The 15,894-nt window shown below is 68.8% G+C and carries 17 protein-coding genes and 3 pseudogenes; 12 read left to right on the top strand and 8 right to left on the bottom strand.

The window, feature by feature from the left end; all coding sequences use genetic code 11:
* Positions 1–50 precede the first annotated feature (50 nt).
* Positions 51–677, top strand: coding sequence for a peptidoglycan editing factor PgeF (gene pgeF / locus Y694_RS01695; protein ID WP_310732186.1), 627 nt, complete (start codon positions 51–53; stop codon positions 675–677).
* On the opposite strand, the gene Y694_RS23055 is transcribed toward pgeF, so the two are convergent.
* Positions 591–935, bottom strand: coding sequence for a hypothetical protein (locus tag Y694_RS23055; RefSeq protein WP_409072458.1), 345 nt, complete (start codon positions 933–935; stop codon positions 591–593). The two genes, pgeF and Y694_RS23055, sit on opposite strands and share 87 nt — an antisense overlap.
* A 168-nt stretch (positions 936–1,103) precedes the next feature.
* Between Y694_RS23055 and Y694_RS23050 the strand changes: the two are divergent.
* From Y694_RS23050 to phbB, 3 genes and pseudogenes are all read left to right on the top strand, one after another.
* Positions 1,104–2,683, top strand: a pseudogene (locus Y694_RS23050) (PHA/PHB synthase family protein).
* Between the two features lie 73 nt (positions 2,684–2,756).
* The gene (locus tag Y694_RS01685) at positions 2,757–3,938 is read left to right on the top strand and encodes an acetyl-CoA C-acetyltransferase (RefSeq protein WP_011829464.1); all 1,182 of its coding nucleotides are present in this window, start codon (positions 2,757–2,759) and stop codon (positions 3,936–3,938) included.
* Positions 3,939–4,051: 113 nt separating this feature from the next.
* Positions 4,052–4,789 carry an acetoacetyl-CoA reductase gene (gene phbB, locus Y694_RS01680; protein ID WP_011829463.1) on the top strand — a complete coding sequence of 246 codons (738 nt, stop codon included), beginning with the start codon at positions 4,052–4,054 and terminating at the stop codon, positions 4,787–4,789.
* A 506-nt stretch (positions 4,790–5,295) separates the two neighbouring features.
* Here the strand turns inward: phbB and lexA are convergent.
* Positions 5,296–5,973 carry a transcriptional repressor LexA gene (gene lexA, locus Y694_RS01675; RefSeq protein WP_011829461.1) on the bottom strand — a complete coding sequence of 226 codons (678 nt, stop codon included), beginning with the start codon at positions 5,971–5,973 and terminating at the stop codon, positions 5,296–5,298.
* A gap of 95 nt (positions 5,974–6,068) precedes the next feature.
* Here lexA and Y694_RS01670 point away from each other — a divergent pair, with 95 nt between their 5' ends.
* Complete coding sequence (locus tag Y694_RS01670) at positions 6,069–7,016, top strand: asparaginase (RefSeq protein WP_036229318.1); 948 nt, start codon at positions 6,069–6,071, stop codon at positions 7,014–7,016.
* Positions 7,017–7,028: 12 nt separating this feature from the next.
* On the opposite strand, the gene Y694_RS22300 is transcribed toward Y694_RS01670, so the two are convergent.
* The 4 genes and pseudogenes from Y694_RS22300 to Y694_RS01655 all read right to left on the bottom strand — a co-directional run bounded on the left by Y694_RS22300 (position 7,029) and on the right by Y694_RS01655 (position 9,267).
* Positions 7,029–7,670, bottom strand: coding sequence for an NRDE family protein (locus tag Y694_RS22300; RefSeq protein ID WP_051495501.1), 642 nt, complete (start codon positions 7,668–7,670; stop codon positions 7,029–7,031).
* An 83-nt stretch (positions 7,671–7,753) separates the two neighbouring features.
* A pseudogene (locus Y694_RS26410) lies at positions 7,754–7,984 on the bottom strand (NRDE family protein); the annotation flags it as partial.
* Entirely contained in the window at positions 7,972–8,271 is a 300-nt protein-coding gene (locus Y694_RS01660) for a DUF4936 family protein (protein WP_036229315.1), read from the bottom strand. The pseudogene Y694_RS26410 and the gene Y694_RS01660, both read right to left, overlap by 13 nt.
* A 24-nt stretch (positions 8,272–8,295) precedes the next feature.
* Positions 8,296–9,267 carry a folate-binding protein YgfZ gene (locus Y694_RS01655; RefSeq protein WP_036229312.1) on the bottom strand — a complete coding sequence of 324 codons (972 nt, stop codon included), beginning with the start codon at positions 9,265–9,267 and terminating at the stop codon, positions 8,296–8,298.
* Positions 9,268–9,311: 44 nt separating this feature from the next.
* Between Y694_RS01655 and mltG the strand changes: the two are divergent.
* The 7 genes and pseudogenes from mltG to Y694_RS01620 all read left to right on the top strand — a co-directional run bounded on the left by mltG (position 9,312) and on the right by Y694_RS01620 (position 14,346).
* Positions 9,312–10,324: pseudogene (mltG, locus tag Y694_RS01650) on the top strand (endolytic transglycosylase MltG).
* Positions 10,321–10,968, top strand: a complete 648-nt coding sequence (tmk, locus tag Y694_RS01645; protein ID WP_011829455.1) for a dTMP kinase — start codon at positions 10,321–10,323, stop codon at positions 10,966–10,968. The pseudogene mltG and the gene tmk overlap by 4 nt, the downstream one beginning before the upstream one ends.
* Positions 10,965–12,038 carry a DNA polymerase III subunit delta' gene (gene holB / locus Y694_RS01640; RefSeq protein WP_036229310.1) on the top strand — a complete coding sequence of 358 codons (1,074 nt, stop codon included), beginning with the start codon at positions 10,965–10,967 and terminating at the stop codon, positions 12,036–12,038. The genes tmk and holB overlap by 4 nt, the downstream gene beginning before the upstream one ends.
* Entirely contained in the window at positions 12,038–12,424 is a 387-nt protein-coding gene (locus tag Y694_RS01635) for a PilZ domain-containing protein (RefSeq protein WP_036229307.1), read from the top strand. Before holB ends, Y694_RS01635 begins: the two co-directional genes overlap by 1 nt.
* 90 nt (positions 12,425–12,514) lie before the next feature.
* A complete protein-coding gene (locus tag Y694_RS01630) occupies positions 12,515–13,327 on the top strand; it encodes a TatD family hydrolase (RefSeq protein ID WP_036229305.1) in 813 nt (270 codons plus the stop codon).
* A gap of 8 nt (positions 13,328–13,335) precedes the next feature.
* On the top strand, positions 13,336–13,962 hold the full coding sequence (locus Y694_RS01625) for an ankyrin repeat domain-containing protein (RefSeq protein ID WP_011829451.1): 627 nt from the start codon (positions 13,336–13,338) through the stop codon (positions 13,960–13,962).
* 135 nt (positions 13,963–14,097) lie between these two features.
* Complete coding sequence (locus Y694_RS01620; RefSeq protein WP_011829450.1) at positions 14,098–14,346, top strand: hypothetical protein; 249 nt, start codon at positions 14,098–14,100, stop codon at positions 14,344–14,346.
* Between the two features lie 424 nt (positions 14,347–14,770).
* Here the strand turns inward: Y694_RS01620 and Y694_RS01610 are convergent, their stop codons facing one another.
* Both Y694_RS01610 and Y694_RS01605 read right to left on the bottom strand, forming a co-directional pair.
* Complete coding sequence (locus tag Y694_RS01610; protein WP_011829449.1) at positions 14,771–15,073, bottom strand: SEC-C domain-containing protein; 303 nt, start codon at positions 15,071–15,073, stop codon at positions 14,771–14,773.
* Positions 15,074–15,494: 421 nt separating this feature from the next.
* Positions 15,495–15,894, bottom strand: a 400-nt coding sequence (locus Y694_RS01605) for a hypothetical protein (RefSeq protein ID WP_036229296.1), incomplete at its 5' end; no start/stop codon positions are given.

Below are 15,894 nucleotides of genomic sequence, written 5' to 3'. Positions count from 1 at the left end.
GTGTTCGAGTCGCTCAATCTCGCAGTGCGGTCGGCGACGATCCGCTCGCCGTGGCGGAGAACCGGCGTCGCTACGCGGCCGCACTGGGCGGCACGCCGGTCTTCCTGCGCCAGGTTCACGGCGTGCGTGCGCTGCGTCTGCCGCTGACCGAACCCTCGGACTCCGTGCCCGAAGCCGACGCCTGCTGGACCACCGACCCTGGCGTGGCCTGCGTGATCCAGGTCGCCGACTGCCTGCCAGTGCTGTTCGCTGCGCCGGGAGGCCTCGGCGTCGCTGCCGCTCACGCCGGCTGGCGAGGTCTGTCGGCCGGGGTGCTGGAGACGACCGTGTCCGCTCTGTGCCAGGCGGCCGGCTGCCCCGCGGCCGAGCTGGAGGCCTGGCTCGGCCCCTGCATCGGGCCACGTCAGTTCGAGGTGGGGGCTGACGTGCTGGCCGGCTTCGGCGTGTCGCAGGCAACGCCCCACGGGCGTTTCAAGTCCCACACGGCGGGGAAGTGGCTAGCCGATCTGGCAGGCCTGGCACGCGACCGACTGGCGGCGCTTGGCCTCCAGCGCATCGAGGGCGGAACCTGGTGCACTGTCGAGGAAGCCTCACGTTTCTTTTCGTTCCGTCGCGACCGTCCGCGCCATGGCAACAGCGGGCGCATGGCCGCTGCCATCTGGATCGAGCGGCGTTGAGGCCTGCGACGCCTCGGCGCGACGCCGCGCGGCACGACGCGCCGGCGTTCCAAGCAGGTAGATCATCAGCGCCACCGGGCCCAAGCCGTACAGCAAGAAGGTGAAGAACGCGCCGAGCACGCTGCCCTGGCTGTGGGTGGCTTCGGCGGCCGCCATCAGCAGTGCCACGTACAGCCAGGCGATTGCAACCAAGTACATTGGATTCAGTTCTGCGCAAGGGTGAGTCGCATAATGAATCAGGGCTGCAAGCAACGGCAAGGGGTTCAGCGAAACTTCGTGTGCAGCCGACCATCGTAGGCGAGTGGCCGACAGGCGAGGAGACACATGAACACAGGCGCAACCGGTTGGGGTGGCGTTGCCCCGGGGATGGACTTCGCCCAATCCGCGCAGCAGCTGGCCCAGGGCTGGACCGAGGCCCTCAAGGGCATGACGGGCGTGCAGCTTCCGGCCGACGCATTGCCCGCGCTGCAATCGACCTACCTGAGCGAAGCGGCCGCACTCTGGAACCAGGCGACGCAGGGTGCCGATGGGGCTCCACCGCCCGCCGACCGGCGATTTGCGGCCAAGGACTGGATGTCCAACCCGGCGGCGGCCTTCACGGCGGGCATGTACATGCTCAACGCCCGCACCTTGCTGCAGCTCGCCGACCAGGTGCAGGCCGACGAAAAGACCCGGCAGCGCATCCGCTTCGCGGTCCAGCAGTGGATCGACGCCTCGTCGCCGGCCAATTACCTGGCACTCAACCCCGAGGCGCAGCGCAAGGCGATCGAGACCCAGGGCGAAAGCATCACCCAGGGACTGCAGCATCTGTGGCACGACGTGCGCCAGGGCCATCTGTCGCAAACCGACGAGAGCCTGTTCGAGGTCGGCCGCAACGTGGCGACAACCGAAGGTTCGGTGGTGTTCGAGAACGCGCTGTTCCAGCTGATCGAGTACAAGCCGCTGACGGCCAAGGTGCACGAGCGGCCGCTGCTGATCGTGCCGCCGTGCATCAACAAGTTCTACATCATGGACTTGCAGCCCGAGAACTCGCTGGTGCGCTATGCCGTGAGCCAGGGGCATCGCGTGTTCATGCTGAGCTGGGTGAACGCCGACGAGAGCCTCGGCGACAAGACCTGGGACGACTACATCGAGCACGCGGTGATCCGCGCGATCCGCGAGGTGCAGGCGATCTCGAAGCAGGAACAGATCAACACGCTGGGCTTCTGCATCGGCGGCACGCTGTTGGCGACTGCACTGGCCGTGCTGGCCGCCCGCGGGGAGCACCCGTCGGCGAGCCTCACGATGCTGACGAGCTTCCTCGATTTCTCCGACACCGGCGTGCTCGACCTGTTCGTTGACGAGCAGATGGTGTCGATGCGCGAGATGGCGCTCGGCCAGGGCGGTCTGCTCAAGGGCAAGGAACTGGCGGCAACCTTCAGCTTCCTCCGCCCCAACGACCTGGTGTGGAATTACGTGGTCGGCAACTACCTGAAGGGCGAGACGCCGCCGCCTTTCGACCTGCTGTACTGGAACTCCGACAGCACCAACCTGCCGGGGCCGATGTACTGCTGGTACCTCCGCCACACCTACCTCGAGAACAACCTCATCAAGCCCGGCAAGGTGACGGTGTGCGGCGAGCCGCTCGACCTGCGCAAGGTCAACCTGCGACCTTCATCTACGCCTCGCGCGAGGACCACATCGTGCCGTGGCAGAGCGCCTACGCGACCGTCGAGGTGCTGCCGGGCAAGAAGCAGTTCGTGCTGGGCGCCTCCGGCCATATCGCCGGCGTCATCAACCCCCCGACGAAGAACAAGCGCAGCCACTGGATCAACAGCCGCCTGCCCAAGACTGCGGATGCCTGGTTCGAAGGCGCCACCGAGCATCCCGGCAGCTGGTGGCCCGCCTGGGCCGACTGGCTCAAGCCGCTGGGCGGCAAGCTGGTGCCGGCGCCGAAGGCGCCCGGTGACCGCAACCACAAGATCATCGAGCCGGCACCCGGCCGTTACGTCAAGGCCAAGGCCTGACCCCTTCCACACTGTCCCTTTTCATTCCACCGCGGAATCGCCCATCCCGGTCACTTCAGCAAGGAGAATTGCCATGACCACCGACATCGTGATCGTCAGCGCCGCCCGCACCGCCGTGGGCAAGTTCGGCGGCACGCTCGCCAAGACCCCGGCGCCGGAACTCGGCGCCGCAGTGATCCAGGCCCTGCTGGCGCGCAGCGGCCTGTCCGGCGAGCAGATCAGCGAGGTGATCCTCGGTCAGGTGCTCACTGCAGGCAGTGGCCAGAACCCGGCGCGCCAATCGGTCATCAAGGCCGGCCTGCCGCAGGGCGTGCCGGCCATGACCATCAACAAGGTCTGCGGCTCCGGTCTGAAGGCCGTGATGCTGGCAGCCCAGGCCATCCGCGACGGCGATGCCGAGATCGTGATCGCCGGCGGCCAGGAGAACATGAGCCTGGCGCCGCACGTGCTGCCGGGTTCACGCGACGGCCAGCGCATGGGGGACTGGAAGCTGATCGACACGATGATCGTCGACGGCCTGTGGGATGTGTACAACCAGTACCACATGGGCATCACCGCCGAAAACGTGGCGAAGAAATACGGCATCACGCGCGAACAGCAGGACGCATTGGCGTTGGGTTCGCAACAGAAGGCGGCCGCAGCCCAGGATGCCGGCAAGTTCAAGGACGAGATCGTGCCGTTCAGCATCGCCCAGAAGAAGGGCGACCCGATCGTGTTCGCGGCCGACGAGTTCATCAACCGCAAGACCAACGCCGACGTGCTGGCCGGCCTGCGCCCGGCCTTCGACAAGGCGGGCGGCGTGACCGCCGGCAACGCCTCGGGCCTGAACGACGGCGCGGCCGCGGTGCTGGTCATGAGCGCGAAGAAGGCCGACCAGCTCGGCCTGAAGCCGCTTGCACGCATCGCCTCCTACGCGAGCGCCGGCCTCGACCCGTCGCTGATGGGCATGGGCCCGGTGCCTGCCAGCAAGCGTGCCTTGGAGCGGGCGGGCTGGAAGCCGGCCGACCTGGATCTGCTGGAGATCAACGAGGCCTTCGCTGCCCAGGCCTGCGCGGTCAACAACGAGATGGGCTGGGACACCAGCAAGGTCAACGTCAACGGAGGGGCGATCGCCATCGGCCACCCGATCGGTGCGTCGGGTTGCCGCGTGCTGGTGACGCTGCTGCACGAGATGCAGCGCCGCGGCAGCAAGCGCGGCATTGCGTCGCTGTGCATCGGCGGCGGCATGGGTGTTGCATTGACCGTGGAGCGCTGAGGAGCAACCGCGCATTCATTAAGGGTGAGCCCGGATCGGGCGAATACCCTTGACCCACGCATATCGGCACGCGACGCTAGAGCGGCCATGACAAACCACAGAGGAGCAGAACAATGAGCAAGAAGGTCGCATACGTCACGGGGGGCATGGGCGGCATCGGTACCGCGATCTGCCAGCGTCTGCACAAGGACGGCTTCACCGTCGTGGCCGGTTGCGGCCCGAGCCGCAACTTCAAGAAGTGGCTCGACGAGCAGGCCGCACTCGGCTACAGCTTCCACGCTTCGGTGGGCAACGTGGCCGAATGGGAGTCGACCGTCGAGGCCTTCAAGGAGGTCAAGGCACAGCACGGCCCGGTCAGTGTGCTGGTGAACAACGCCGGCATCACGCGTGACGGCATGTTCCGCAAGATGACCCGTGACGACTGGAGCGCGGTGATCAGCACCAACCTCGACAGCCTGTTCAACGTGACCAAGCAGGTGATCGACGAAATGACCGACGCCGGCTGGGGTCGCATCATCAACATCAGCTCGGTCAACGGCGAGAAGGGCCAGTTCGGCCAGACGAACTACTCGGCGGCCAAGGCCGGCATGCACGGCTTCACGATGGCGCTGGCCCAGGAAGTGGCCAGCAAGGGCGTGACGGTCAATACCGTGAGCCCGGGTTACATCGGTACCGAGATGGTCCGTGCGATCCGCCAGGACGTGCTCGACAAGATCGTGGCGACCATCCCCGTCAAGCGGCTCGGCACGCCCGAGGACATCGCCTCGATGGTGTCGTGGGTGGCCTCCGAGGAGTCCGGCTTCGCCACCGGTGCCGACTTCTCGGTGAACGGCGGCCTGCACATGGGCTGACGGTAAAGAGCCGGGCGCAAGGCCCGGCTCGTGTCCGGCGGCGCCTGGAAACTCAGGCCCGCCGGTCTTCGATCGCTGCCAGGCTCTCGAGCGCTGCACACACCTCCGCGAACGACCCGCCGATCGCGGCACGCCGCTGGTCCTCGGGGTCCATGGTCATCCAGAAGCGCCTCGCGGCGCGCCGCGCGTTCTCGATGCCGGCGACGCGGGGCAGCGCGGCCCTGAAGGGCGTGACCGGCCGGGGTCGCGGTGTGGCGGCTGAGACGGGGGCGGGTGCGGAATGCCGGTGACCTGAACACGAGCGCCGGTACCGTAGCAGGCGCGGAGGCCTGGAAGGCGGTCTGCCACCAGCGCCGCAAGGGGTTCCAAAAGACCGTGACCATGGTGAATCTCCAATCGGAAGTTCAGCAGGATTGATGTCGATGGGCCTGGTCCGCGGGATAACACGCCGTTTGGCGCGCATGCCCACCACCCGCGGGGGCCATGAATTCAGGCGCCAGCCGATCTCACATGAGCAGGGTGTTGCGGATGAGCCCGACGGCCAAGCCCTCGATCTCGAACTCACCGCTCTCCGGCGTGACGACAATGGGCTCGAAATCCGGGTTCTCGGGCAGCAGTTCGATCGTGCCGCGCACGCGCCGGAAGCGCTTGACCGTGACCTCGTCGCCCAGGCGGGCGACGACGATCTGCCCGTTCTTGGCTTCCCGGGCCTTCTGCACTGCGAGCAGGTCGCCATCGAGGATGCCGGCGTCGCGCATGCTCATGCCCCGCACCTTGAGCAGGTAGTCGGGCCGTCGAGGGAACATGCTGGCCTCGATCGCATAGCTCTGGTCGATGTGTTCCTGCGCCAGGATGGGGCTGCCCGCAGCCACACGCCCGACCAGCGGCAGCATCAGCTGCGACAGGCTGGGCAGCGGCAGCGAGAACTGCTTGTTGCGCAACTGGTTCAGCGAACGCAATGTGTCAGACTTCAGACGGATGCCCCGCGAGGTGCCGCCCACCAGTTCGATCACGCCCTTGCGTGCCAGGGCCTGCAGGTGCTCCTCCGCCGCGTTGGCAGAACGGAAGCCGAGTTCGGCGGCGATTTCGGCGCGCGTGGGCGGTGATCCGGTGCGCTCGATCGAGGTCTGCACCAGATCAAGGATCTGCTGCTGCCTGGCGGTGAGCTTGGGGGCGTCGTCCATGCGGGTGCTCCTGCGGTGTCGGGAGCCGGGCTGTCACCAGACCGGCGCACTGAATTTTTATCCAGTGACTGTATTTTTATCCAGCTTCCCAGAAAATGCAAAGCCCTGAACCCCAGCCCGTGGCGCGCGTCGTGATTCTGGCCACCGGCGGCACCATCGCGGGTACCGCGGCCACGGCCACCGACAGCCTCGGCTACACCGCAGCGAAACTGGGCATCGCGCAGTTGCTGGCAGCGGTGCCGGCCTTGACCGGCCAGCCGATCGAAGCGGAGCAGGTGGCCCAGATCGACAGCAAGGACATAGGCATGGAGGTGTGGCGCGCGCTGGCCCGCCGCGTCGCGCACCATCTCGCCCGCCCGGAGGTGAGTGGTCTGGTGGTCACCCACGGCACCGACACGCTGGAGGAAACCGCCTACCTGCTGCAGCGCGTGCTGGCGCCGTGCAAGCCGGTGGTCCTGACCGGTGCCATGCGGCCCGCCACCGCCGTGCAGGCCGACGGCCCGCAGAACCTGCTCGATGCGGTTGCGTTGGCGCGTGAGCCGGGCGCGGCAGGCGTCTGCGCGGTGTTCGCCGGCTCGGTGTTCGGTGCCTTCGATGTGCGCAAGCGCCATACGCATCGGCTCGACGCATTCGGCGCTGGCGATGACGGGGCCATCGCCCTGATCGAAGGAGGCGGCGTGCGTCGCCTGCGCGACTGGCCGACGGGCCTGCCGCTCGGCGTCGAGGTCCTCGAGCGGCCCGAGCCGCGGGTCGAGATCGTCGTCAGCCACGCCGGTGCATCGGGCGCGGTGGTCGACGCCTTGCGGGCGCACGGAGTCGATGGTGTCGTCGTGGCCGGCACCGGCAACGGCAGCCTGCACCACGCGTTGGAAGCGGCGTTGCGGAGCGCCCAGGCGGCGGGGATCGTGGTGCAGCGCTGCACGCGCGTCGCCGACGGCGCCGTGCTGCCGACCGGCCACGACGCCTTGCCGATCAGCGAAGCCCGGACACCAGCCCAGGCCCGCATCGAACTGATGCTTGCGCTGATGGCGCGCAGCGCCTGATGCCGCTGCGGCTCAGCGAGCCGGCTTGAGGACCCCGCGCGCACGGATGCGCCGCGGCGGCGTGCTGTCCTTTGCCGGCAGCGCGCTGGGCTCCTCCACGGTGCTTTCCGACACCGATTCGGCCGCGGCGTGCGGCACCTGTCCCACCCCGCTGTAGCGCGGCGGCCAGTCCAGCAAACGCGAGCGCCGCAACAGGGCGACGCCCGCGCCGACGGCATAGCTGCGCTCGAACACGTGCGTGACGAGCTGGCGCTTCACTCGCTCGGTGATCACCAGCGTGGAGCAGCGCGTGCCGTAGCGCCCATCCACCGTGCGGATGAAGGCGGCGGAGAGTTGCACCTCCAGCTCACGCGGAATGCCGGTCGAAGGCAGCTCGGCATCGGCGGCCACGCTGCGGTCGACCAGCGCTTCGAACAATCGACTGGCGAGCGCATCGACCGGCTCTTCCGCAGCCGTTTCGGCGAGGGCGCCCTTCACGCGTGCCTTCAGGTGTTCGACCTTGGGCCACGGTGTGTCGAGCGCCGCGTTCGACAGCCCGTAGAGGCCACGCTCGATGCGGCGCGGCAGCGCCGTCGCACTGCTGGCCCAGAAGCATTCGCCGCGCGCGAAATCGGCCGCGACGAGGTTGAAGCCGTTGTAGCCCGACACGGCCACCTGGTCCAGAAGCGGTCGAGCGGCTGCTCGCCATGCAACCAGTGCGGCACCAGGCCGCCGCGCGAGGGCGCCTGGGCATCCTGCCTGCCCGGCGCCCGGACGTTCGTGACCAGCGCCAGGCGACCGGCAGCGGTCAGGCCCAGCCACGTGCCGCCGGCCTGCAGATCACGACCGCCCAGGATGTCGGGACCGCCACCCTGGGGCGTCCACCAGGCCAATCGCGCGGTCGGACGATCGAAGAACTCGTCGCGGTTGGACGCCAGCACCAGCGGGAAACGCCGGTCCTGGTCGAGCGCCAGTGCTACGAGGCACATGCGACGAAATGCTCGACGTGGCGAGCGCCGACCAGCCAGGGCGCAAGCCCCCGAGCGGCCCGCTCGACATCGGCCGCCAGCGCGGCCGGATCAGCGTCGGGCGGCAGGCCGTAGGTCTCCATCCAGGTGTGCAGACCCTCCTGCGCTTCAGGCCGGCGCAGCAGACGCACATCGAGCGCCGGATGGGCCGCCTGAAGGGTGATCTGCATTGCCGTCGCAGCCGCCATCAACTCGTCGGCGTGCACGTCGCGAACGCGGTAATAAATGAACAGCGCGTGCCGCCCCATCGGTGAGACAGCTGCATCGCTGCTTCAGGCCGCGTTCTCGCGCGGCACCGCGTAGGGCAGCGCCAGCGGCTGCAACCTGGCGCCGCCGCTGCTGCCGAGGTGCAGGCTGCCGTCGTCGAGCGCCGAGAGCTTCAGCTCGACCAGCGCATCCCACCCGCCGCCGGGTGCCGGCGCCGCCAGCGCGATCAGTCCACTGGGTTGGGCGTCATCACCGCTCCAGAACACTTCCTGGCCGGGCAGGGCGGCGGCGTCGCCGTGCACGAGCGCGGCGCGGCGCTTGATCGTGCCGCGGTACTGGCTGCGCGCGACGATCTCCTGCCCGGGGTAGCAGCCCTTCTGGAAGTTCACGCCACCCACCAGCTCGTAGTTCAGCATCTGCGGCACGAAGGCCTCGACGGTGTTCGCCACGATGGGCGCGACACCGCTGTGCACCTCGAGCCAGTCCCAGCGCTCCAGTGCGAGGGCCGGCAGGGCATTCAGCATCGCGTCGGTTTGCGCCGCGGGGCCGGCCCACAGCCAGCGCGCCTGGCCAGCGCCGTCGGGCAGCCGGACCAGCAGCGCGTCGTCCAGCGCATGCCGCGACCAGACCGCGCCGTTCACCGCCGCTGGCAGCACCTGCGCCAGCCAGGCCGCGGCGCTGCGGCCGGCCAACCCCACCAGCACGGCGTCGTCGCCCCCTTCGCTCAGTTGCGCCTTGGCACGCAGCACGAACATGCGCAGGCGCTTGAGGGTCGCGGGCAGCACATCGCTGCGGCAGGCCAGCCAGATCTCGTCGTGGCTGCGCTTGAAGGCCACGAAGCTCGCAAGCATGCGGCCCTTCGGCGAGCAGTAGGCGGCGAGCCGGGCCTCGCCCAGGCCCAGTCCAGTCATGTCGTTGGTGAGCTGGCCGTGCAGGAAGCTCGCGGCGTCGGCACCGGCTGCGCGGATCACTCCGCTGTGCAGCAGGCGCACGGCGCCGTCGGCCACGGAGGTGCTGGAGGGGAGAGGGGTCGACATGGCCTGATTATCATCAGCGTCGACATGAAAGTTCTCTCCCGACGATGAAGCGCGCACTGAAGCGAGGGCTGTTCCTGCTGTTGGTGCTGGCGTTCGCTGGCGGCGGTCTGGCGGCCTGGTGGCTGACGCAGCCCCTGGCGCTGGCCTCGCCCAGCGTCGAGCTGTCGGTGGAGCCGGGCACGTCGCCACGCGAGATCGCCCAGGGGTGGGTCGACGCAGGGGTCCGCGCGCCGCCGCTGCTGCTCTACGAGTGGTTCCGCTGGTCCGGCCAAGCGCGCAAGATCCGCGCGGGCAGCTACGAGATCGGCCCGGGCACCACGCCGCTCGCGCTGCTGAACAAGATGGTGCGCGGCGACGAGGCCCAGGCCACCGTGCGGCTGATCGAAGGCTGGACCTTCCGGCAGTTCCGCGCGGAGCTCGCGAAGGCCGAGGCGCTGAAGCCGGACACCGCCTCGATGAACGATGCCGAAGTGATGGCAGCGCTGGGCTCACCGGGCCGATCGCCGGAGGCTGGTTCTTCCCCGACACCTACGCCTACAGCAAGGGGGCGAGCGACCTCGCCGTGCTGCAGCGTGCCCACCGCGCGATGCAGCGCCGCCTCGAGGCGGCCTGGCTCGAGCGGATGCCCGACACGCCGCTGAAGAGCCCCGAAGAGGCCCTGACGCTGGCGTCGATCATCGAGAAGGAGACGGGCCAGACGGCAGATCGCGGCAAGGTCGCCAGCGTGTTCGTGAACCGGCTGCGCATCGGCATGCCGCTGCAGACCGACCCCACGGTGATCTACGGGCTCGGCGAGGCCTTCGACGGCAACCTGCGGCGGCGCGACCTGCAGGCCGACACGCCCTACAACACCTACCTGCGCACGGGCCTGACCCCAACACCGATCTCGATGCCGGGCAAGGCCTCGTTGATCGCGGCGGTGCGGCCGGAGACGAGCCGGGCGCTGTACTTCGTCGCCCGGGGCGACGGCAGCAGCCAGTTCAGCGAAAACCTCGCCGACCATAATCGGGCCGTGAACCGATACCAGCGCGGCGGCGGCCGCGGCGCTGCGCCATGAGCGCCGCTCCCCTCGCGCCGCCGTCCGGGCGCTTCATCAGCTTCGAGGGCATCGACGGCGCTGGCAAGTCGAGCCACCTCGATGCCGTGGCCGAGCGCTGGCAGCGCCGCGGCCTGGAGGTCGTGCGCACCCGCGAGCCGGGCGGCACACCCCTCGCCGAGACCCTGAGGGATCTGGTGCTGCACCAGGGCATGGATGCGCTGACCGAGGCGCTGCTGATCTTCGCGGCGCGGCGCAACCATCTGCAGCAGTGCATCGCGCCTGCACTCGAGCGCGGCGCCGTGGTGCTGTGCGACCGCTTCACCGATGCGACCTTCGCCTACCAGGGGGCTGGCCGCGGCTTCGACCTTGCGGTGCTGACCACGCTGGAGAGCTGGGTACAGCGCGGCCCTGGCGGGCTGCGCCAACCCGACCTGACGCTGTGGTTCGACCTGGATCCGGCTGTCGCGGCGCAGCGCTTGGTGGCGGCTCGCACGCCGGACCGCTTCGAGCGGCAGGACGAGGCCTTCTTCCATCGCGTACGCGACGGCTATCGGGCACGTTTCGAGGCCCAGCCGGAGCGCTTCGTGCGCATCGACGCCTCGCAATCGCGCGACCAGGTGGCGGTGCAGATCGCAGCCATGCTGGCGGAGCGGGGCTGGTGAGCGCCAGTTCCGACGACGGGCTGCTGCCCTGGCTCGAGGCCCCGCTCGCGCAGGCGCTGCACGGCACGCGCGGTCATGCCTTGCTGCTGCACGGCATGCAAGGGGTAGGGCAGTTCGAGCTGGCACTCACGGTGGCGGCGGCCTGGCTGTGCGAAGGCGATGACCCGGCGGCGCGCCCCGGTGGCCGCGCCTGTCGGGGGTGTGCGGCCTGCCGGCTGATCGCGGCTCGCACCCATCCCGACCTGATGGTCCTGGTCCCCGAGGCACTCCAGGAGGCGCTGGGATGGTCGGGGAGCGACGAGGCCGCCGACGGCGAGGGCGGCAAGAGCAAGGCCAAGCCCAGCCGCGAGATCAAGGTCGAGGCGGTCCGCGCGGCCGTGGCCTTTGCCCAGCAGACCTCGTCGCGTGGCGGCGCCAAGGTGACGGTGATCTACCCGGCCGAACGCATGAATCCCGCGAGCGCCAACACCTTGCTGAAGACGCTGGAAGAGCCGCCGGGAAGGGCGCATTTCGTGCTGGCCAGCGCCGCGCCGCAGCGTCTGCTGCCGACGGTGCGCAGCCGCTGCCAATCCCTGCGCGTGCCGTTGCCAGCGCCCGATGTCGCGGCCGGCTGGCTGGCCGCACGGCAGGTCGCGCAACCCGAGGTGTTGCTGGCGGCGGCTGGCGGCCAGCCGCTGGAAGCGCACGAGCGGCTCGCGTTGGGGGTGGATGCACCGGCCTGGCTGCGCTTGCCGCGCGAGGTGCTGGCAGGCCAGGCCGCCACCTTGGCGACCTGGCCGCTGCCGATTGCGATCGATGCCTTGCAGAAGCTCTGCCACGATGCACTGGCGATCGCGGTCGGGGCATTGCCCCGCTACTTCCCGGCCGACGGCCTGCCGGCCGGCGGCGACGTGGCGCGACTGACCGATTGCTCCGCAGACCTGCGCCGTGCGGCTCGACACGCCGAGCATCCATGGAACGCAGGCCTCGGCGTGGAAGCCCTGGTCTTGCGGGTGCGCGCGGCGTTGCGGCCCGGCAAAGAAGGCGATGCGCAACACTCGCGCGGCCCGTCATTGGCTACACTGAAGTGATGAACGAACCGAACGCCCGGGGCCCCGCCAGCGCTGCTGCCAACAGCGCACGCCCGAGCGTGATCCAGCTCGTGTTCCGCGAGAAGGGCGCGCTGTACGCCGCCTACATCCCGCTGTTCGCCGAAGGCGGCCTGTTCGTGCCCACCACGCGCGAATACCGGCTCGGCGAGGACATCTACCTGCTGCTCTCGCTGCCCGACGACCCGCAGCGCTATCCGGTGGCCGGAAAGATCGGCTGGGTCACGCCGGCCAACGCATCGGGGGGCCGCACGCAAGGCGTCGGTGTCCGCTTTCCGACCGACGAGAAGACCCGCCTGCTGAAGGTCAAGATCGAGGAAATCCTCGGCACCTCGATCTCCTCGGCCAAGCCGACGCAGACCATCTAGCCGGCGGCCGGATCGGCCGAGTCGAAGAGGGCGGCCCGCCCGCGCCACGCCGATCATTCCGCTGAATTCCTTCTGACGAATCTGCCCGCGATGTTCGTCGACTCCCATTGCCACCTGAGCTTCCCCGAACTGCAGGCCGATTTGCCGTCCATCCGCGCTGCGATGGCGCGTGAGCGGGTCGATCGCGCCCTGTGCATCTGCACCACGCTCGAAGAGTTCGACACCGTCCATGCGCTTGCCATGGGGCACGACAACTTCTGGTGCAGCGCCGGCGTGCACCCCGACACCGAGGGCGTGCGGGAGCCCAGCGTCGCGGATCTGCTGGCGCTGGCGGCACGGCCGCGCGTCGTCGCGATCGGCGAGACCGGGCTCGACTACTACCGCCTCGGTGAGCGCAGCGTGGCCGACATGGCCTGGCAGCGCGAGCGCTTTCGCGTCCACATCCGGGCCGCGCGAGAGAGCCGCCTGCCGCTGATCATCCACACCCGCAGCGCCAGCGACGACACGCTGGCGATCCTGCGCGAGGAGGGCGCCGGCCCTGAGGGAGGCGTGACCGGTGTCTTCCACTGCTTCACCGAGACCCGCGCGGTCGCGCGCCAGGCGCTGGAACTCGGGTTCATGATCTCGTTCTCCGGCATCCTGACCTTCAAGAACGCCGCCGAACTGCGCCAAGTGGCGAGCGAAGTGCCGCTTGACCGCTGCCTGATCGAGACCGACAGCCCCTACCTCGCACCCGCACCCCACCGCGGCAAGACCAACAACCCCTCCTACGTACCGCTGGTCGCCGCACAACTGGCGCAGATCAAGGGCTGTTCCATCGAGGCCGTAGCCGAGGCGACGAGCCGCAACTTCGAGCGCCTGTTCGGCCCGGCCGTGCAGTTGCGGGAGCCTGAAAATTTCTGATAAACGACATGAAAAAGCTTCTGTATCTGCTTGTCGCTCTGTCATTTTCTTCGGCCAACGCCGGCTCTTACGACGACTTTTTCCGGGCCGTCGTCAGCGACGACAGTGCGGCGATCCGCAAGCTCGTCGCGCTCGGCTTCGACCCCAATTCGCCCGATCCCAAGGGCCAACCCGCCATCTCCCGCGCACTGTTCGCCGAATCCGCCGGTGCCGCGCTGACACTCGCGCGCCTGCCCGGCACCGACCCCAACGCCCGCAACACCGCGGGCGAGACGCCGCTGATGGTGGCCGCTCTCAAGGGGCAACCCGAGGTCGCATCGGCGCTCATCGAGCGCGGCGCGGTCGTCGACCCGCCGGGCTGGACGCCGCTGCACTACGCCGCGGCAGGCAACTCGCAGCCCGTGCTGGAACTGCTGCTGAAGCAGGGTGCCGTCGTCGATGCCCGGGCGCCGAACGGACGCACACCCTTGATGATGGCCGTGTTGCACGCCAGTGAGGACCTGATCGACGCCTTGCTGGCTGCCGGCGCGAATCCTCAGGCGCGCGAACGCAACGAACTCACGGCGGCCGACCTGGCGCAGAGGGCCGGACGCGAACGGCTCGCGTTGCGGCTCGCGGCCTTGCCGGCGCGCTGAGGACCACGGCGAGGTCTCGACCCGACAGCGTGTCATCCAAATTCCGACACGCCATTTGGCGCCGGGACGACTACGGCAGGCCACTCGGCCTGCCTACATTGGGATCATCGCCACGCCACCTTCGAAAGGGACAGCATGCTTCCGATCCAGATCACGTCGAACCCGTTCGCTTTGTTGATGGAGCCGGAAGCGGTGGTCCAGGCGATGGAGCACTCCGATCGCCTGAACCGCCTGCAGCGTCGCATCTGCCGCCCACTGGACAAGCAGACGCTGACGCCTGGCGAGGCCGACGCAGCATCCTTCGATCGCGCCGTCGAGGCCGAGCCCGAGGCAGACCCTGAGCCGTTCATCGCCACATCCTCGCGCGCTGCCGGGTTGATCTGAGCGTTCGCGAGCGCTCTCGAACGCCGCATCAGCGGTGTCGAGGGGGCCCAGAGAGGGGCTGGATCAACCCTTGGGATGACCTGAATAACCGCGCCAATGTATAACCCCGCCAGGGTTTCGTGATACCACTTATCCACATACTCAGCGTGTAGCTGAGCCGCATATCCCACTTTGCGCGCCAGATATCGAGGCCCCAGGCCCAGCCGACGCCGATGTGCGCAGCCGTGTAGAGCGGATCACCGTTGAGAAGACGCCATATGTCGCCCTCGACGGACCCAAAGAGCCAGCAGCGAACCCGGTGCCAGCGGCCTTTGACCGCCTCCATGGCCAGCCGGTCCCAGGGGTCGTAGGGCGTGAACGGGCCATCGGCCATCCGCTCCCAGGCGTCCCGAACTTGGAACGCGGGCTCAGCCATGACGCCCCCTCAGGGTTTGCCGTGGCAGTGCTTCCACTTCAGCGCGTGGCCGTTCAGATCGACCGCACCGCAGGGGCAGGGGTCCGAACGGCTCGCCGGGGCCTTGAAGGCCGGTTTCTGGGCCGGTGAGGGCGCTTCGACCGAGGCAGGGGGCCTGGGCGCCCTGCGCACACCCGGGCCATCCGGCATACGGGCATCGAGGTAGTCCCGCAGCGCGATCGCCAGGAGCGCATTCATGCTGACCCCGACGAACTCCGCATAGGCTTTGGCATCGGCCTCGACCGATTCGGGCAGACGAGCAGTGAACGCCACGAGGGCCCCCTTTCGTTTGATGTGGTATCACTTTAGCACCACCGTTCTGTCTATGAAGAAGGGGGGTGCCGATCGCCGGCTTTGTTTACTCATTGTTCTAAAGTGTCCTAGGAATAAATTTAGGCCGGTCGGCCTTCGGCCGCCCCGCCTCCCTGCGGTCGCCGGGGCGCCGCCGTCCGTCCGTCCCGGGGCGGTCGCCTCGTACCTCGTCTCCCGCCCCCGTCCGTCCGTCCAGCTGCTACCCGGCCTGCCTTCGGATTGCTTACCAGGGTCACCCTCCACAGCGCTGCAACACCAGTCACTAGCCGAGAGCACGTCAGCACGCGGGTTGCACCCCCACACCGGGCTTTGCCCGCCCCCGGGAGCTTTCGCGCTCCCCCCTGCGGGGCCCCCCTTCGAACACGGCATCCGATGAAGGAGGTCAGCCACGGCCGTCTCCCAGGAGGGGCGCATTGGCAGCGCCAGAATCGGAGAGCGCCAGGACGTGGGCGAGCTGGGCGCGAAGCTCGCCGTTTTCCCGCCGGAGCGCGTTGACGTAGCCCACAGCCGCCGTGGCATCGTTGACGGCCGCGCAATGGACCGCGGAGCGACCCCAGCGGGTCAGCCAGTACAGCGCCAAGCAGGCGGAGCGCGGCGCCGACCGCGCCTTGTTCCATCGGTAGACCGTGCTCAAGCCGACCCCCAGGACCCGTGCGACACGGTGCGGCGGAGGCCGGCCAAGATCCTCGAGGATCGTTTCCCAAATTGGGAGTGCCCGGGGTGCATGGTCGATGGTGTAGAGGTTCAGCTTCATGGGAGGCGATCCCTCCCAGCCATCCTTT

Origin of the sequence: Methylibium sp. T29-B (genome assembly GCF_000576225.1) — a bacterium.
Taxonomy (GTDB): domain Bacteria; phylum Pseudomonadota; class Gammaproteobacteria; order Burkholderiales; family Burkholderiaceae_C; genus Methylibium; species Methylibium petroleiphilum.
This window is presented reverse-complemented; position numbering and strand designations above follow the sequence as displayed.

Bases quoted from the DNA above. Each gene is read 5' to 3' on its own strand.
- Y694_RS01685 (WP_011829464.1), top strand. From the start codon at position 2,757: ATGACCACCGACATCGTGATCGTCAGCGCCGCCCGCACCGCCGTGGGC.
- phbB (WP_011829463.1), top strand. From the start codon at position 4,052: ATGAGCAAGAAGGTCGCATACGTCACGGGGGGCATGGGCGGCATCGGT.
- lexA (WP_011829461.1), bottom strand. From the start codon at position 5,973: ATGGACGACGCCCCCAAGCTCACCGCCAGGCAGCAGCAGATCCTTGAT.
- Y694_RS01670 (WP_036229318.1), top strand. From the start codon at position 6,069: ATGCAAAGCCCTGAACCCCAGCCCGTGGCGCGCGTCGTGATTCTGGCC.
- Y694_RS01660 (WP_036229315.1), bottom strand. From the start codon at position 8,271: ATGGGGCGGCACGCGCTGTTCATTTATTACCGCGTTCGCGACGTGCAC.
- Y694_RS01655 (WP_036229312.1), bottom strand. From the start codon at position 9,267: ATGTCGACCCCTCTCCCCTCCAGCACCTCCGTGGCCGACGGCGCCGTG.
- tmk (WP_011829455.1), top strand. From the start codon at position 10,321: ATGAGCGCCGCTCCCCTCGCGCCGCCGTCCGGGCGCTTCATCAGCTTC.
- Y694_RS01635 (WP_036229307.1), top strand. From the start codon at position 12,038: ATGAACGAACCGAACGCCCGGGGCCCCGCCAGCGCTGCTGCCAACAGC.
- Y694_RS01630 (WP_036229305.1), top strand. From the start codon at position 12,515: ATGTTCGTCGACTCCCATTGCCACCTGAGCTTCCCCGAACTGCAGGCC.
- Y694_RS01625 (WP_011829451.1), top strand. From the start codon at position 13,336: ATGAAAAAGCTTCTGTATCTGCTTGTCGCTCTGTCATTTTCTTCGGCC.
- Y694_RS01620 (WP_011829450.1), top strand. From the start codon at position 14,098: ATGCTTCCGATCCAGATCACGTCGAACCCGTTCGCTTTGTTGATGGAG.